Annotated in this window: 7 protein-coding genes; 5 read left to right on the forward strand and 2 right to left on the reverse strand. The window is 70.5% G+C overall.

The window, feature by feature from the left end; translation table 11 throughout:
- The first annotated feature begins 71 nt into the window (after positions 1–71).
- From OQ968_RS23610 to OQ968_RS23630, 5 genes are all read left to right on the forward strand, one after another.
- The gene (locus OQ968_RS23610) at positions 72–3,404 is read left to right on the forward strand and encodes an arabinosyltransferase domain-containing protein (RefSeq protein ID WP_324681956.1); all 3,333 of its coding nucleotides are present in this window, start codon (positions 72–74) and stop codon (positions 3,402–3,404) included.
- Positions 3,401–6,583, forward strand: a complete 3,183-nt coding sequence (gene embB, locus OQ968_RS23615; RefSeq protein ID WP_324681957.1) for an arabinosyltransferase EmbB — start codon at positions 3,401–3,403, stop codon at positions 6,581–6,583. Before OQ968_RS23610 ends, embB begins: the two co-directional genes overlap by 4 nt.
- A gap of 149 nt (positions 6,584–6,732) precedes the next feature.
- Complete coding sequence (locus tag OQ968_RS23620) at positions 6,733–7,236, forward strand: hypothetical protein (RefSeq protein ID WP_324681958.1); 504 nt, start codon at positions 6,733–6,735, stop codon at positions 7,234–7,236.
- 56 nt (positions 7,237–7,292) lie between these two features.
- Positions 7,293–8,165, forward strand: coding sequence for an SGNH/GDSL hydrolase family protein (locus OQ968_RS23625; protein ID WP_324681960.1), 873 nt, complete (start codon positions 7,293–7,295; stop codon positions 8,163–8,165).
- 11 nt (positions 8,166–8,176) lie between these two features.
- Entirely contained in the window at positions 8,177–9,961 is a 1,785-nt protein-coding gene (locus OQ968_RS23630; RefSeq protein ID WP_324681962.1) for an acyl-CoA dehydrogenase family protein, read from the forward strand.
- Here the strand turns inward: OQ968_RS23630 and OQ968_RS23635 are convergent.
- The gene (locus tag OQ968_RS23635; protein ID WP_324681981.1) at positions 9,958–11,523 is read right to left on the reverse strand and encodes an acyl-CoA carboxylase subunit beta; all 1,566 of its coding nucleotides are present in this window, start codon (positions 11,521–11,523) and stop codon (positions 9,958–9,960) included. The genes OQ968_RS23630 and OQ968_RS23635 overlap by 4 nt on opposite strands.
- A 16-nt stretch (positions 11,524–11,539) precedes the next feature.
- Positions 11,540–16,798: a polyketide synthase Pks13 gene (gene pks13 / locus OQ968_RS23640; RefSeq protein ID WP_324681983.1), complete on the reverse strand. Its 5,259-nt coding sequence runs from the start codon at positions 16,796–16,798 to the stop codon at positions 11,540–11,542.
- Positions 16,799–16,875 lie beyond the last annotated feature (77 nt).

Here is a 16,875-nt window from a genome sequence, read left to right on the forward strand (position 1 = left end):
GCGAATAACCCCACGCCCTTGGCCGCGTCCGTCGCGGGGGTCCACAGCGCCGTCCCCTACGATCGAGCCTCGTGCCCCACGACGGTAGCCAGCGATCGCAGCGGACCCCGCGGTTGGTCGCCGTCGTCGCGGGTTTGGTGGGCCTGCTGCTGTGCGGGATCGTGCCGTTGCTGCCGGTCAAGCAGACGACGGCGACCGTGCTGTGGCCGCAGGGCAACACTGAAGGCCCCGCCGGGCACGTCAGCCAGGTCACCGCGCCGCTGGTGTCCGGGGCGCCGCGCGCGCTCGACATCTCCATCCCCTGCCCGGCGATCGCCACGCTGCCGCCCGACGGCGGTTTGGTGCTCTCCACGCTGCCGGCCGGCGGCGTGGACGCCGGCAAGAACGGGCTGTTCGTGCGCGCCGACAAGAACGCGATCGTCGTGGCGTTCCGGGACACGGTGGCCGCGGTGGCGCAGCGCTCGGCGGTCGCCGCCGGCGGCTGCAGCGTGCTGCACATCTGGGCGGACGCCGGCGTCACCGGCGCGGACTTCGTCGGCATTCCCGGCGCGACGGGCCTGCTGCCGTCCGAGAAGAAGCCGCAGGTCGGCGGGATCTTCACGGACCTGAAGGTGCCGCCGCAGCCCGGGCTGTCGGCCCGCGTCGACATCGACACCCGCTTCATCACCGCGCCGACCGCCCTGAAGGAGGCGGTGATGGTCGTCGGCGCGCTCGCGGTGCTGGCCGCCATCGTGGCGCTGGCCGTGCTGGACCGCCGCAGCCGCGGCGGAAAGCTGGTCAACTGGCGGGCGCCGATCGCCTGGCTGTCGCGGTACCGGCCGCACGAGCACTGGGCCACCTGGTGGCGCGTCGGGTGGGCCACCTGGCTGACCGACGCCGGGGTGATCGCGACGCTGGCGCTGTGGCACGTCATCGGGGCCACCTCGTCGGACGACGGCTACAACCTGACCATCGCCCGCGTCGCGCCGAAGGCCGGCTACGTCGCCAACTACTACCGGTACTTCGGGACGACGGACGCGCCCTTCGACTGGTATCTGTCGGCGCTGTCGAAATTCGCGTCGGTGAGCACCGCCGGCGTGTGGATGCGCATCCCGGCCACGCTCGCCGGGATCGCGTGCTGGCTGATCATCGGGCACTGGGTGCTGCGACGGCTGGGCCCCGCGCGGGGCGGCCTGGCGGCCAACCGGGTCGCGGTGTTCACCGCGGGCGTGGTGTTCCTGGCCGCGTGGCTGCCGTTCAACAACGGCCTGCGGCCCGAGCCGCTGATCGCACTGGGCGTGCTGCTCACCTGGATGCTCGTCGAGCGCGCCATCGCGCTGGGGCGGCTGGCCCCCGCCGCGGTCGCGATCGTCGTCGCGATGCTGACCGCGACGCTGGCGCCGCAGGGATTGATCGCCGTCGCCGCGCTGCTGACCGGCGCCCGGGCCATCGCCCGAACGATCCGCCGGCGCCGGGCGACCGACGGCCTGCTGGCGCCGCTGCTGGTGCTGGCCGCCTCGCTGTCGCTGATCACCGTGGTGGTGTTCCGCAGCCAGACGCTGGCCACCGTCGCCGAGTCGGCCCGCATCAAGTACAAGGTCGGCCCGACGATCGCGTGGTACCAGGACTTCCTGCGCTACTACTTCCTCACCGTGGAGTCCAACCCCGACGGGTCGATGTCACGTCGGTTCGCCGTGCTGGTGATGCTGCTGTGCATGTTCGGCGGGCTGGTGGTGCTGCTGCGGCGCGGCGGGGTGCCGGGGCTGGCCAGCGGCCCGGCGTGGCGCCTGATCGGCACCACCGCGGTGGGCCTGCTGCTGCTGCACTTCACGCCGACCAAGTGGGCCGTGCAGTTCGGCGCGTTCGCGGGCCTGGCCGGCGCCCTGGGCGCGCTCGCCGCGTTCACCTTCACCCGCATCGGCCTGCACAGCCGGCGCAACCTGACGCTGTACGTCACCGCGCTGCTGTTCGTGCTGGCGTGGGCGACGTCGGGCATCAACGGCTGGTTCTACGTCGGCAACTACGGGGTGCCGTGGTTCGACATCCAGCCGGTGATCGCCAGCCACCCGGTGACGTCGATGTTCCTGACGCTGTCGATCCTGACCGGGCTGCTGGCCGCCTGGTACCACTTCCGCATGGACTACGCCGGGCACACCGAGGTCAAGGACAGCCGGCGCAACCGCGTGCTGGCCTCCACCCCGCTGCTGGTGGTCGCGACGATCATGGTCGTCGGCGAGGTCGCCTCGCTGGCCAAGGGCGTCGCCGTCCGCTACCCGCTGTACACCACCGGCAAGGCCAACCTGGCCGCGATCACGTCGGGCCTTTCGCCGACCAGCTGCGCGATGGCCGACGACGTGCTGGCCGAGCCCGACCCCAATGTCGGCCTGCTGCAACCGGTTCCGGGGCAGTCGTTCGGGCCCGACGGCCCACTCGGCGGCGCCAACCCCGTCGGCTTCAAGCCCGAGGGCGTCGGCAACGACCTGCAGTCCGACCCGGTGGTGAGCAAGCCCGGGGTGGTCAACTCCGACGCCTCGCCCAACAAGCCCAACGTCGCCTACAGCGACTCCGCGGGCACAGCGGGCGGCAAGGGGCCGGTCGGGGTGAACGGGTCGCACGCGGCGCTGCCGTTCGGCCTGGACCCGGCCCGCACCCCGGTGATGGGCAGCTACGGCGAGAACACGCTGGCCGCCACCGCGACGTCGGCGTGGTACCAGTTGCCGCCGCGCACCGGCGACCGGCCGCTGGTGGTGGTCTCCGCCGCCGGCGCGATCTGGTCGTACAAGGAGGACGGCACCTTCACCTACGGGCAGTCGCTGAAACTGCAGTGGGGCGTGGCCCGTCCCGACGGCACCACCCAGGCGCTCGGCGAGGTGTATCCGATCGACTTCGGGCCGCAGCCGGCGTGGCGCAACCTGCGGTTCCCGCTGGCGTGGGCGCCGCCGGAGGCCAACGTGGCGCGCATCGTCGCCTACGACCCGAACCTGAGCTCCGAGCAGTGGTTCGCGTTCACGCCGCCGCGGGTCCCGGTGCTGGAAACCCTGCAGCAGCTGATCGGGTCGAACACGCCCGTGATGCTGGACATCGCCACCGCCGCCAACTTCCCGTGCCAGCGGCCCTTCGCCGAACACCTTGGCGTTGCGGAACTTCCGCGCTACCGCATCCTGCCCGAGCGCAAGCAGACGGCGGTCTCGTCGAACCTGTGGCAGTCCAGCGAGGCCGGCGGCCCGTTCCTGTTCCTGCAGGCGATGCTGCGCACGTCGACGATCTCGACCTACCTGCGCGGTGACTGGTACCGGGATTGGGGATCGGTCGAGCAGTACTACCCGCTGGTGCCGACCGAGCAGGCGCCGGACGCCGTCATCGACCAGGGCGTGATCACGGTGCCCGGGTGGAGTCGGCAGGGACCGATTAGGGCGCTGCCGTGAACCGCGACGTGCGGGTGACGCGCTGGGTGGCGACGATCGCCGGGTTGCTCGGCTTCGTGCTGTCGGTCGCGACGCCGCTGCTGCCCGTCGTGCAGACCACCGCGACGCTGAACTGGCCGCAGAACGGGCAGCTGAACAGCGTTACGGCGCCGCTGATTTCGCTGAACCCGGTCGACGTGACGGTCACCGCGCCGTGCTCGATGGTGCGCGGCCTGCCGCCCGAGGGCGGGGTGGTGCTGAGCACCGCGCCGAAAAAGGGCAAGGACGCCGCGCTCAACGCGTTGTTCGTCGTCGTCAACGGCAAGCGCGTCGACGTCACCGACCGAAACGTGGTGATCGCCAGCGTGTCCCGGGACCAGGCCACGTCGCCCCAGTGTCAGCGCATCGAGGTCACCTCCACCCGCGCCGGCACCTTCGCGACGTTCGTCGGGTTGACCGATCCCGCGGGCAAGCCGGTGGGCGGCGGGTTCCCCGATCCCAACCTGCGCCCCCAGATCGTCGGGGTGTTCACGGATCTGACCGGCCCCGCCCCGCCCGGGGGGCGGCTGTCGGCGACCATCGACACGCGCTTCTCAACCACGCCGACGACCCTGAAGCTGGTTGCGATGGTGGCCGCGATCGTGTCGACGATCGTCGCGCTCGTCGCCCTGTGGCGGCTGGACCAGCTGGACGGCCGGCGGATGCAGCGCTGGATCCCGACCCGCTGGCGCAAGTTCACCCTGGTCGACGCCACGGTGATATTCGGGTTCCTGCTGTGGCATCTGATCGGGGCGAACTCGTCGGACGACGGCTACATCCTGGGCATGGCCCGGGTCGCCGACCACGCCGGCTACATGTCCAACTACTTCCGCTGGTTCGGCAGCCCGGAGGACCCGTTCGGCTGGTACTACAACCTGCTGGCACTGATGACCCACGTCAGCGACGCCAGCCTGTGGATGCGGTTGCCGGACCTGATCGCCGGCCTGGTGTGCTGGCTGCTGCTGTCGCGTGAGGTGCTGCCCCGGCTGGGGCCGGCGGTGACGTCCAGCAAGGCCGCGAACTGGGCGGCGGGCCTGGTGCTGCTGACCGCGTGGATGCCGTTCAACAACGGCCTGCGCCCGGAGCCGATCATCGCGCTCGGGTCGCTGCTCACCTGGGTGCTGATCGAGCGGTCGATGTGCGCGTCCCGGCTGACGCCCGCGGCGCTGGCGGTGGTGACGGCCGCGTTCACCCTGGGGGTGCAGCCCACCGGGCTGATCGCGGTGGCCGCGCTGGTGGCCGGGGGCCGTCCGATCCTGCGCATCCTGGTGCACCGCCACCGCGTGGTGGGCACCTGGCCGCTGGTGGCCCCGATGCTGGCCGCCGGGTTCGTCATCCTCACCGTGGTGTTCGCCGACCAGACCCTGTCAACGGTGTTGGAGGCCACCAGGATTCGCACCGCGATCGGGCCGAGCCAGGCCTGGTACACCGAGAACCTGCGCTACTACTACCTCATCCTGCCGACGGTCGACGGTTCGCTGTCGCGGCGGTTCGGGTTCTTGATCACCGCGCTGAGCCTGTTCACCGCGGTGTTCATCATGTTGCGGCGCAAGCGAATTCCGGGTGTGGCCCGCGGGCCGGCGTGGCGGCTGATGGGTGTCATCTTCGCCACGATGTTCTTCCTGATGTTCACCCCGACCAAGTGGGTGCACCACTTCGGGTTGTTCGCCGCGGTGGGCGCGGCGATGGCCGCGCTGACCACCGTGCTGGTGTCGCCGTCGGTGCTGCGCTGGTCGCGCAACCGGATGGCGTTCCTGGCGGCGCTGCTGTTCCTGATGGCGCTGTGCTTCGCCACAACCAACGGGTGGTGGTACGTCTCCAGCTACGGCGTGCCGTTCAACAGCACCATGCCGAAGATCGCCGGAATCAGCGTAAGCGCAGTCTTTTTCGCCCTGTTCGCCGTCGCCGCACTGTACGCGGCCTGGCTGCACTTCGCCGCCAGGAGCCACGGCGAGGGCCGGCTGGCGCGGGCGGTGACGACCGCGCCGATCCCGATCGCGGCCGGATTCATGGCGGTGGTGTTCGTCGCGTCGATGGTGGCCGGGATCGTGCGCCAGTACCCCACCTACTCCAACGGCTGGGCCAACCTGCGCGAGTTCGCCGGGGGCTGCGGGCTGGCCGACGACGTGCTCGTCGAGCCGGACAGCAACGCCGGCTTCATGCCGGCCCTCCCCGGCGATTACGGCCCGCTGGGGCCGCTGGGCGGGCTCAACCCGGTCGGGTTCGGCTCCAACGGGGTGCCGGAACACACTGTCGCCGAGGCGATTCGGATGACGCCCAACCAGCCCGGCACGGACTACGACTGGGACGCGCCGACCAAGCTGACCGCGCCGGGCGTCAACGGCTCGACGGTGCCGCTGCCGTACGGGCTCGACCCCGGCCGGGTTCCGCTGGCCGGCAGCTACACCGCCGGTCCGCAACAGCAGAGCAGGCTGACGTCGGCGTGGTACCAGCTGCCTAAGCCCGACGACGGGCATCCGCTGGTCGTGGTGACCGCCGCGGGCAAGATCGCCGGCAACAGCGTGCTGCACGGGCACACCACCGGGCAGACGCTGGTGCTGGAGTACGGCATGCCCGGCCCCGGTGGCGAGGTGGTGCCCGCGGGGCGGCTGGTGCCCTACGACCTCTACGGCGAGCAGCCGAAGGCGTGGCGCAACCTGCGCTTCGCGCGGTCCCAGATGCCCGCCGGCGCCGTCGCGGTCCGGGTGGTGGCCGAGGACCTGTCGCTGACGCCCGAGGACTGGATCGCGGTGACCCCGCCGCGGGTGCCCGAGCTGCGCTCCCTGCAGGAGTACGTCGGCTCGTCGCAGCCGGTGCTGCTGGACTGGGCGGTGGGGCTGGCCTTCCCCTGCCAGCGGCCGATGCTGCACGCCAACGGCGTCACCGAGATCCCGAAGTTCCGGATCACCCCGGACTACACGGCCAAGAAGATGGACACCGACACCTGGGAGGACGGCACCAACGGCGGGCTGCTGGGCATCACCGACCTGCTGCTGCGCGCCCACGTGATGTCGACCTACCTGTCGCGCGACTGGGGCCGCGACTGGGGTTCGCTGCGCAAGTTCGACACCATTTCAGACGCCCAGCCCGCGCAACTGGACCTGGGCACCGCGACCCGCAGTGGCTGGTGGTCGCCCGGCGAGATCCGAATCAAACCGTGAGTCGCGCATTGCACAATTTGGCGCCGGTCGAATAGCGACCATTAATTTACGTCTCGGTAATTCACCGCTTCGGGTTTGATTTCGGCCACCCCGGGTCAATACTTATTTCCCTTGCGAGGGAACTAACACAACGCCGAAAAGGTGGCCCGATGCACACACTGACCCGTTTGGGTGCCTGCGCAGCAACGCTGACTGTGGTGATCTCCCCGGCGGCGACATTCGAAATGGTCAAGGCCGCCGCGGAGGGCGGCACGGTCGGCCTGGCCAGCGATCTCCGGCGCTGCGATTTCAGCCTGGTGACCACCGGGCCCCCGGTGCAGCGCCCCAGGCTCGGCAGCGGCACCGTCGTGATCCACAAGGCCGGGTCGAAGGCGATCGCGGAAGTGCATCTGTATGACCCCAATCAGCCGGGCATGCATTTCGACGTCGGCCTGATCCAGGAACCGCTTCCGTCGTCGGCCACGTGTGGGCCCGGGGATCCCGGGACCGCCTTTACCGGAATGGACACCGACGGGGCCGGCAACGGGACGGTGACCGTTCAGGACACCATTCGCCCGGGCACGACCGGCGTCTGGGTGATCATCGAGCGCGGCGACCCGCACTCGCAGAACCCGGCCGAGTTCTACACCTCCGAGTACGTCGTACCCGTATAGGCCGCGCGCCGCGGCGGTGACACGGCGGGCCGCCGCGGGATGAAACACTGGGGGACATGGTTTCGACGCGCCTGTGTCTCGCATCGCTGGTCGGTGCCGCAGCGGTCGCCTGCGCCGGACCGCCCACCGCGAGCCCGCCGCCCGGCCGGCTGAACTACGTCGCGCTGGGCGACTCCATGGCCGCCGCGCCCGGCGTGCCGGACCCCGCGCCGCCCGCCGGATGCCGCAAGTCGACCAACGACTACCCCGCGGTGCTCGCCCGGCGGCTGATGGCGAGCACGTTCACCGACGTCACCTGTAGCGGCGCGACCACCGAGGACATCACCGATCGCGAACAGCAGACGAAGAACGGGACGGTCGGGCGCCAGATCGACGCGGTCCGGGCGAGCACCGACCTGGTCACGATCACCGTCGGGGCCAACGACGTGGGGCTGGCCGCCGACGCGGAGGGCTGCGAGGTCAAGTCGCCCAACCCGGCGCCGTGCACCGAGGACTTCGTCGTCGGCTCCGTCGACCGGATCTCGGCGGCGATCGACGGGCACGTGCGCGGGTGGAGCATGCTGATCGACCAGGTCCGCGCCGAGGCGCCGAATGCCCGGATCGTTTTCGTGGGGTACGGGACGTTGATCCGGCCCGGCGGCTGCTTCCCCGGGCAGCCGGTGCTGCCGCACGACTCCGACTATCTGCAGTCCAAGATCAACGAGCTCGACGACCGGCAACGGTTACTGGCCGCCGACAAGGGGATCGACTACTTCGACACCCGGCCGATGTGGCAGGGCCACGACATCTGCGCCGCGCCGGCCGACCGGTACGTCGCCGGATACGGGGCGCAAAGCCCGGCGGTTGCCTTGCACCCCACCGCTTTTGGCGCCACCGCGGTGGGCGACGCGCTCGCCGGGTTCATCGGCCCGGCCGGCGCGCGGCGCTGAAGGAGGCCGGGATGAGCGACTACGACGCGGAGCCGGTCGACCGGCTGCCGTTCTCCACCGAGGAGAAGGCGCGGCGCTACCGGACGGAGAACTACCGCGGGGCGGTGGGCCTCAATTGGTACCTCACCGACCCCAGCCTGCGGTTCATCATGGCCTACTACCTGCAGCCCGAAGAGCTGGCGCTGGCCGAACGCCACCTGACGCGCATGGGTGAGCTGATGGGCGGCCCGGTGGCGCGCTGGGCCGACGAGACCGACCGCAACCCGCCCCGGCTCGAGCGCTACGACCGGTGGGGCCACGACGTCAGCCGGGTCGTCATGCCGGAATCCTTCACGCAGTCCAAGCGGGCGGTGCTGGACGCCCAGCAGGCGCTGCGCGCGGAAGCGCGTGCGGCCCAGGTGAACTCGTCGCTGGCGATGTTCGCGTCCAACTATCTACTGAACCAGGCCGACATCGGGATGGGCTGCGCGCTGGGAACCGGGGGCGGCATGGTCCAGTCGCTGGTCGCCGCGTACGCGCCGCCCGACGTGCGCGAGCACGTGCTGGCCAAGTTCGCCTCCGGCGAGTGGGCCGGCGAGACGGCGCAGCTGCTCACCGAACGCACCGGCGGCTCCGACCTGGGAGCGCTGGAGACCACCGCGACGCGCCACGGGGACGCGTGGCTGCTCAACGGGTTCAAGTGGTTTGCGTCCAACTGCGCCGGCGAGGCGTTCGTCGTGCTGGCCAAGCCCGAGGGCGCCCCCGACTCGACCCGCGGCGTCGCCAACTTCCTGGTGCTGCGCACCCGGCGGGACGGTTCGCGCAACGGGGTGCGGATCCGGCGGCTCAAGGACAAGCTCGGCACCCGCTCGGTGGCCTCGGGCGAGGTCGAGTTCGCCGACGCCGAGGCGTTCCTGTTGTCCGGCGAGCCCACCGGCGAGGCGGGACCGTCGGACGGCAGGGGGCTGGGCCGCATGATGGAGCTCACCAACGCCGCGCGCCTGGGCATCGCGCTGTTCGGGCTCGGCAACGCGCGGCGCGCGCTGGTCGAGTCGCTGTGCTACGCCCGGCAGCGGCGCGCGTTCGGCGACGCGCTGATCGACAAGCCGCTGATGCGGCGCAAGCTCGCCGAGCTGATCGTCGACGTCGAGGCCGCGCAGGCGATGGTTTTCGACGGCACCGGCGCCACCAACCATCGCCAGCCCCGCGGCGTGCGCCAGCGCATCGCCGTGCCCGTCACCAAGCTCAAGGCGTGCCGGCTGGGCATCACCGCGGCATCGGACGCCATCGAGATCCACGGCGGCAACGGCTACATCGAAAACTGGCCGGTGGCAAGGCTTTTGCGCGACGCGCAGGTGAACACCATCTGGGAGGGGCCCGACAACATCCTGTGCCTCGACGTGCGGCGCGGCATCGTGCAGGCGCGGGCGCACGAGGCGCTGCTGGCGCGCCTGCGCGACGCGGTGTCGGTGTCCGACACCGACGACGACACCACCGCCCTGGTGGCGCGCCGCATCGACGGCCTCGACGCCGCGATCACGGCGTGGGCCAAGCTCGACGGCTCCCAACAAGCCCTGGCCGAGGCCCGGCTCTTCCCGCTGGCGCAGTTCATGGGCGACGTGTACGCCGCGGCGTTGCTCACCGAGCAGGCCGCCTGGGAGCGCGAGGCGCGCGGCGGTGAGCGCAAGGCACTGGTCGCCCGGCTGTATGCGCAGCGATACCTGGCCGACCGCGGGCCGCTGCGCGGCATCGACGCCGACTCCGACGAGGCGCTGGAGCGCTTCGACGAGCTCGTGGCGGGGGCGCTGGAGCTCTAGACCGGGATCAGGCCGTGCTTGCGTGCCGTGCGGAACCACAGCTGCTTGTCCCGCAGCAGGTGCAGCGACCTGCGGAGCAGCAGCCGGGTCTGGTGCGGGTCGATGACCGCGTCGATGAAGCCCCGCTCGGCGGCGGTCCACGGGATCGCCATGTTCAGGTTGTAGCCGTCGATGAAGTCCTTCTTGATCTTCTGCGCCTCGGGCGTGGTCGGGTCGGGGAACCGCTTCATCAGGAGCTGCGCGGCGCCCTCGGCGCCGATCACCGCGATGCGCGCGGTCGGCCACGCGAAGTTGAAGTCGGCGGTCAGCTGCCTCGAGCCCATCACCGCGTACGCGCCGCCGTAGGACTTGCGCACGGTGATGGTCACCTTCGGCACGTCGGCCTCCACGACGGAGTAGAGGAACCGCCCGCCGCGCTTGATGATGCCCCGCTTCTCCTCCTCGGCACCCGGCAGGAACCCGGGCGTGTCCACCACGAAGACCAGCGGGATGTTGAACGCGTCGCAGAACCGGATGAACCGCGCCGCCTTGTCGGAGGCCTCGTTGTCGATCGACCCGGACAGGTGCATGGGCTGGTTGGCGATCACCCCGACGGGACGCCCGTCGACGCGCGCGTATCCGGTGATGATGGCCGGGCCGTGCTGCGCGGCGACGTCGAGGAAGTCGCCGTCGTCGAAGATGCGCAGCAAGATCTCGTGCATGTCGTAGGCCATGTTGTCGGAGTCCGGCACGATCGAGTCGAGCTCCAGATCGGTCGGCGTGATCTCCGGCTCCAGCCCGGGGTTGACGATCGGGGGCTTGTCGAAGCAGTTGGACGGCAGGAAGGACAGGAAGTCGCGCACGTACTGGAACGCCTCGGCCTCGGAGTCCACCACCTGGTGGATGTTGCCGTAGCGGGCCTGCGCGTCGGAGCCGCCCAGCTCGTCGAGGGTGACCTCTTCGCCGGTCACCTCCTGGATCACGTCGGGCCCGGTGACGAAGAAGTAGCCCTGGTCGCGCACCGAGACCAGCAGGTCGTCCTGGATCGGCGAATACACCGCTCCCCCAGCGCATTTGCCGAAGATCAGGGAGATCTGCGGCACCAGCCCGGACAGCGCCTCGTGGCGGCGGCCGAGCTCGGCGTACCAGGCCAGCGAGGTGACCGCGTCCTGGATGCGGGCGCCGCCGGAGTCGTTGATGCCGATGATCGGGCACCCCACCATCGCGCACCACTCCATCAACCGGGCCACCTTGCGGCCGAACATCTCACCGACGGTGCCCTGGAACACGGTCTGGTCGTGGGAGAACACCCCGACCGGGCGGCCGTCGATCATGCCGTGCCCGGTGACGCACCCGTCGCCGTAGAGCGCGTTCGGGTCGTTCGGGGTCTTGGCCAGCGCCCCGACCTCCAGGAACGTGCCGGGATCCAGCAGCGCGTGCACGCGGGCGCGGGCGCTCGGGATGCCCTTCTTGTCGCGCTTGGCGACGGCCTTCTCGCCGCCGGGCTCCTTGGCGAGTTCGAGGCGAGCGTGCAGCTCGGCCAGCTTCTCCGCGGTGGTGTGCTGGATGGGGGCCGGCGCCATCTCCGTCACTACTTGCCTACCTCACTCGTCCCGACGCGTCCTGCTGCTGTTGTGCCTCGATCATGTTCAGCGCCTGGGTCATGTGCGCGCCCACCTTCGCGATGTAGGGCTCGTCGATGGCCTGGATGTGCTCGCCGCCGATCGGCACGATCTCGAGATCGGACACGTACTCGCCCCAGCCGCCGTCGGGTTTGCGGGTGCCGTACCGCGGCTCGAACATGATCGCGTCGTCATGGTAGCGATCGGCCATGTAGAGGGTGACATGCCCGTCGTAGGGCTGGATCTGGGCGGTGTCGATGGCCCTGTTGTCCAGATACGACGTGCGCTGGTGCTCGATGATGCCGGCCGGGATCTGCACGCCGCTCTCCTTAACGGCGTCGAGCACGAACCGGATCTGACCCTCGTCGTCGAGCTCCTCGAGCTGCTCGTACGGGATCGCCGGGATGGTGACGTTGAAGGTGCGCTCGGCGAACCGGGCGTAGCGGTCCCAGCGCGCGCGGATCTCCTCCTTGGTCTGCGGGACCTCTTCACCGGCGCGCACGGCGTCGATCAGGCCGACCCACGCGACGTCCTTGCCCAGCCGCTTCAGCCCGATCGCGCACGCGTAGGCCAGCACCCCGCCCAGCGACCAGCCGGCCAGGATGTAGGGCCCGTCGCCCTGCATCTCGATGAGCTTCGGAACGTACTGCGCGGCGCGCTCCTCGATCGAGCCCTCGACCCGCTCGAAGCCGTACATCGGGGTGTCGGCGGGCAGCCGGTTGAGCAGCGGCTCGTACACCACCGTCGATCCGCCCGCCGGGTGGAACACGAACACCGGCGTCTTGGTGCTGCCCTCCGGCCGGGCCCGCAGGGTGCGCACGAAGCCGTCGATCTCCCCGGCCTCGAAGTAGCCGCGGATCTTGTCGGCCAGCTCCTCGATGTTCGCCGACGACAGCACGTCCTCGGCGGTGATCGGGCCCTCCGCGCGTTCCGAAAGCCGTTGGGCCATCTTGGTCGCCGTGTCCGCGTCCAGCTTGGGCAGCGGGTTGAAGATTCCGCCCGGGGACCTCCCGGTGACTATCGCCCAGGTGGCGAAGGTGACCCGCTCGGCGGCGTCGCGCGGCGGTATGTCGGAGTTGAGCGCCTTGGCGACCGCCTCCTGGTTGAGCGCGTCCGTCACCCCGGCCAGGTTCGGCTGCGCGCCGTTGCCCTCGGCACCCTTGGGTCCCGACGGATCCGTCGGCGGCGGCGGAACCGGCGCCTCCGGCTTGTCCGGCGCGGGCGTGGGCGCGACGACGGACGACGGCGTTGCGCCGCTGAGCAATGCGGCCTGCTCTTTGGCGATCTCCTCGGCCGTCAGCGTCTTCTGGTGCTCGTGCAGCTGCTCGACCTCGTCGCGGTGCTCGATCGCGTACTCGATCAACTTCTCGACGGCGTACAGGTTGGCGTCGCGCACGGCCGTCAATTGGATTGGCGGCAGGTCGAAGTCGTATTCGACGCGGTTCTTGATCCGCACCGCCATCAGCGAGTCCAGGCCCAGCTCGATCAGCGGCACCTCCCACGGCAGGTCCTCGGGCTCGTAACCCATTGCCGCCGAGACGATCAGGCCCAGCCGCTCGGCGATGGTCTCGCCGGAATCCGGTGACCACCTGCCCACGTCGTTCGGCAGGTAGCGGTTGGTCAGGCTGTCCGACAGCGTTTCGGCCTCGGTGTCCTCGGCGGGCGCCTCGGGCTGGGCGGCCGTGGTGGGGGCGGCGGCGATCGCCGTGCCCGCGCCGACCGCGGTCGGCAGCGCGCCGGCCTGGCCGGCCCGCCTCACCACCGCGTCGTACACCAGCGTGAAGGACTCGTCGATGCGGGCGTGCACCTGAACCGAGGCGCCGCCCGGATGCCGGGTCATCGTGGTCACCAGCCGGGCACCGGCAGCCGGCTGCGCGCGCTGCTCGGAAGCCGTCAGCTGCGCATCCGGAAGCACCTGTGTCGCGGCGGATCTCACCAACGCGGCCAGGTCCGTCTCGCCGTTGCGCGGCGCGTATTCCCAGACGTGGCGACCGTCGGGCAGCGCGACGTGGGTCCCCGGCATGATCACCGAGCCGTCGCCGGAGAAGTGCACGTCCAGCCAGTGCTCCTTGCGCCTGAACCGGGTCGGCGGGATGTTCGCAAAGTCTTCAGGTCCTTGGGCCCCTCGCGCGCGGCTGAACAGCGTCCGGATGTCCAGGTCGTGGCCGTGGACGTAGAGCTGGGCCATGGCCGAGATCATCGACTCGACGTCGTCCTGCTTTTTGGCCAGCGTCGGAATCAGTTGGGCGTCAGGCAATCCCGCGGCCGCGGTGGTCAGGCCGATCTGCATCAGCGCCACCGGGTTGGGCGCGAGCTCCAGGAACGTGGTGTGGCCGCTGTCGACGGCGTTGCGGACGCCGTGGGTGAAGTAGACGGAATGCCGCATTCCCTTGACCCAGTAGGCGACATCGTGGATCGGCTCGCCGCCGGGCTTGATGTAGCTGCCCTCGTGCACCGTCGAGAAGATCCCGCACGTCGGGCTCACCGGCTCGATGCCCTGCAGCTCCGCGGAGAACTCGCCGAGCAGCGGGTCCATCTGCGAGGTGTGGCCGGCGCCCTTGGTCTGCAGCTTGCGGGCGAAGCGGCCCTCGGCCTCGCAGCGCGCGACGATCGCGTCGATCTGCTCGGGCGGGCCGCCGATCACGGTCTGGCCGGGTGCGGCGTAGACGCACACCTCCAGGCCGGGGAAATCACCGAACACGGTCTTCAGCTCGTCGGCGGAGTACTCGACGAGCGCCATCAGCCGGATGTACTCGCCGAACAGCATCGCCTCGCCCTCACCCATCAGGTGCGAGCGCGAGCAGATCACCCGGGTCGCGTCGGCCAGCGACAGCCCGCCGGAGAAGTACGCCGCCGCGGGCTCGCCCAGCGACTGACCAATCACCGCCGCGGGTTTGGCGCCGTGGTGCTTGAGCAGCTCGCCGAGGGCGATCTGGATCGCGAAGATGACGACGTTGGAGGTCTCGATGCCGTACTCGTGCGAGTCGTCGAGGATCAGCTCCAGGATCGAGTAACCCCGCTCGTCCTGGATCAGCGCGTCGACCTTCTCGATCCACTCGGCGAAGACCTCGTTGCGCAGGTACAGGTTTTTGCCCATCTTGCGGTGCTGCGCGCCGAAACCGGCCATCGCCCACACCGGGCCGCTGGTGACCGGCCCGTCGGTGCTGAACACGTTGGGTCGCTGCTTGCCCTCGGCGACGGCCCGCAGACCCTTGACGGCCTCCTCGTGGTCGTGTGCCAGCACCACCGCGCGCGACCGGCCGTGGTTACGGCACGACAGTGCCCGGCCGATGGACTCCAGCGACGACGCCTGGCCCTCGGGGCTTTCCATCCAGTCGGCCAGCTCGGCCGCCGCGGCCCGCTTGCGAGACGTCAGAAACGCCGACACCGCGAGCGGGATCAACGGCCTGGTCGGTTCCGATTCCTCTTGTGCCGCAAGCTCTTCCAGCGCGATCGCCTTGAGGCGCAGCGCCTCCTCGGTGACGCCGGGCAGCTCGTAGGATTCCTCCGGCGCCTCGGACGCGTCGGGGATGATGTTGCCGAAGTCATCGAACCGCAGCGAGTGGCTCTCCAGCGTGGGGGCTTGCGCCGCTTCGGTTTCCGGGGCCGATTCGACCTCGGGCGCCGGCTCGGGCTCGCGCTCGATCACGTCGCGGGGCAGCACCTCGCGGACCACGAGGTGCGCGTTGGCCCCGCCGAAGCCGAAGCTGGACACCCCGGCCAGCGCGTAGCCGCCGTAGCGCGGCCAGTCGGCCGCGGTGTCGATGACCTTCAGCCGCATGCCGTCGAAGTCGATGTAGGGGCTGGGGCCGGCGAAGTTGATGGACGGCGGCAGCTTGTCGTGCTGCAGCGCCAGCACCACCTTGGCCAGGCTGGCCGCGCCGGCGGCCGACTCCAGGTGTCCCACATTGGTTTTCACCGCGCCCAGCAGCGCCGGGCGGTCGGCCGGACGGCCCCGTCCCACGACGCGCCCCAGCGCCTCGGCCTCGATCGGGTCGCCCAGGACGGTGCCGGTGCCGTGCGCCTCGATGTAGTCGACGGTGCGCGGGTCGATGCCGGCGTCCTTGTAGGCCCGGCGCAGCACGTCGGCCTGCGCGTCCTGGTTCGGCGCGATCAGGCCGTTGGACCGGCCGTCGTGGTTGACCGCGCTGCCCGCGATGACGGCCAGGATCTGGTCGCCGTCGCGGCGGGCGTCGTCGACCCGCTTGAGCACGAACATGCCCCCGCCCTCGGAGCGGGTGTAGCCGTCGGCGTCCGACGAGAACGACTTGATCCGGCCGTCGGGCGCCAGCACCTGACCGATCTCGTCGAAACCGAGCGTCACCAGCGGGGTGAGCAGCGCGTTGACGCCGCCGGCGATCGCCACGTCGCACTCGCCGTTGCGCAGCGCCTGCACGGCCTGGTGCGTGGCCACCAGCGAGCTCGAGCAGGCGGTGTCCAGCGCGACCGAGGGGCCGCGGAAGTCGTAGAAGTAGGACACCCGGTTGGCGATGATCGAGCTGGCGGTGCCGGTGATCGCATACGGGTGCGCGACGGTCGGGTCGGAGACCGCCAGGAATTGGTAGTCGTTGTTGGAGAAGCCGACGTACACGCCGACGGCCTCGCCGCGCAGGCTCGACGCCGGGATCCGGGCGTGCTCGAGCGCCTCCCAGGTGAGCTCCAGCGCCATCCGCTGTTGCGGGTCGATGTTGTCGGCCTCGGTCTTGGCGACGGCGAAGAACTCGGAGTCGAAGCCCTTGATGTCCTTCAGGTAGCCGCCCCGGGTGCGGGCGGTGCCGACGCGCGCCGCGATGCGCGGCTCTTCGAGGAATTCCGACCAGCGGCCCTCGGGCAGGTCGGTGATGGCGTCGCGGCCCTCCATCAGGGCCTGCCAGGTCTCGTCGGGGGTGTTCATGTCGCCGGGCAGCCGGGTGGACAGGCCCACGATCGCGATGTCGACGCGCTCGGCGGGGCCGGGGCGCGACCAGTCGGCGTCGTCGAGGCCGGCGTCGGGCGCTTCGGGCTCGCCCTCGATGATCCGGGTGGCCAGCGACTCGATGGTCGGATGCTGGAACGCCACCGCGACCGACAGCGTCACGCCGGTCATGTCCTCGATGTCGGCGGCCATGGCCACGGCGTCCCGCGACGACAGGCCCAGCTCCACCATGGGGACCGACTCGTCGATAGCGTCGGGCGACTGCCCGACGGCCCGGCCCACCCAGTTGCGCAGCCACTGCCGCATCTCGGGGACCGTCATGTCGGTCTTGTTGGCGGGCGGATTCTCGGCGGGCGGATTCTCCGGAAGGTCAGGTTCTGTGTCAGCCATGGTTCCTG

The sequence above is a fragment of the Mycobacterium sp. 663a-19 genome (assembly GCF_035616495.1).
In the GTDB taxonomy this organism is placed as follows: domain Bacteria; phylum Actinomycetota; class Actinomycetes; order Mycobacteriales; family Mycobacteriaceae; genus Mycobacterium.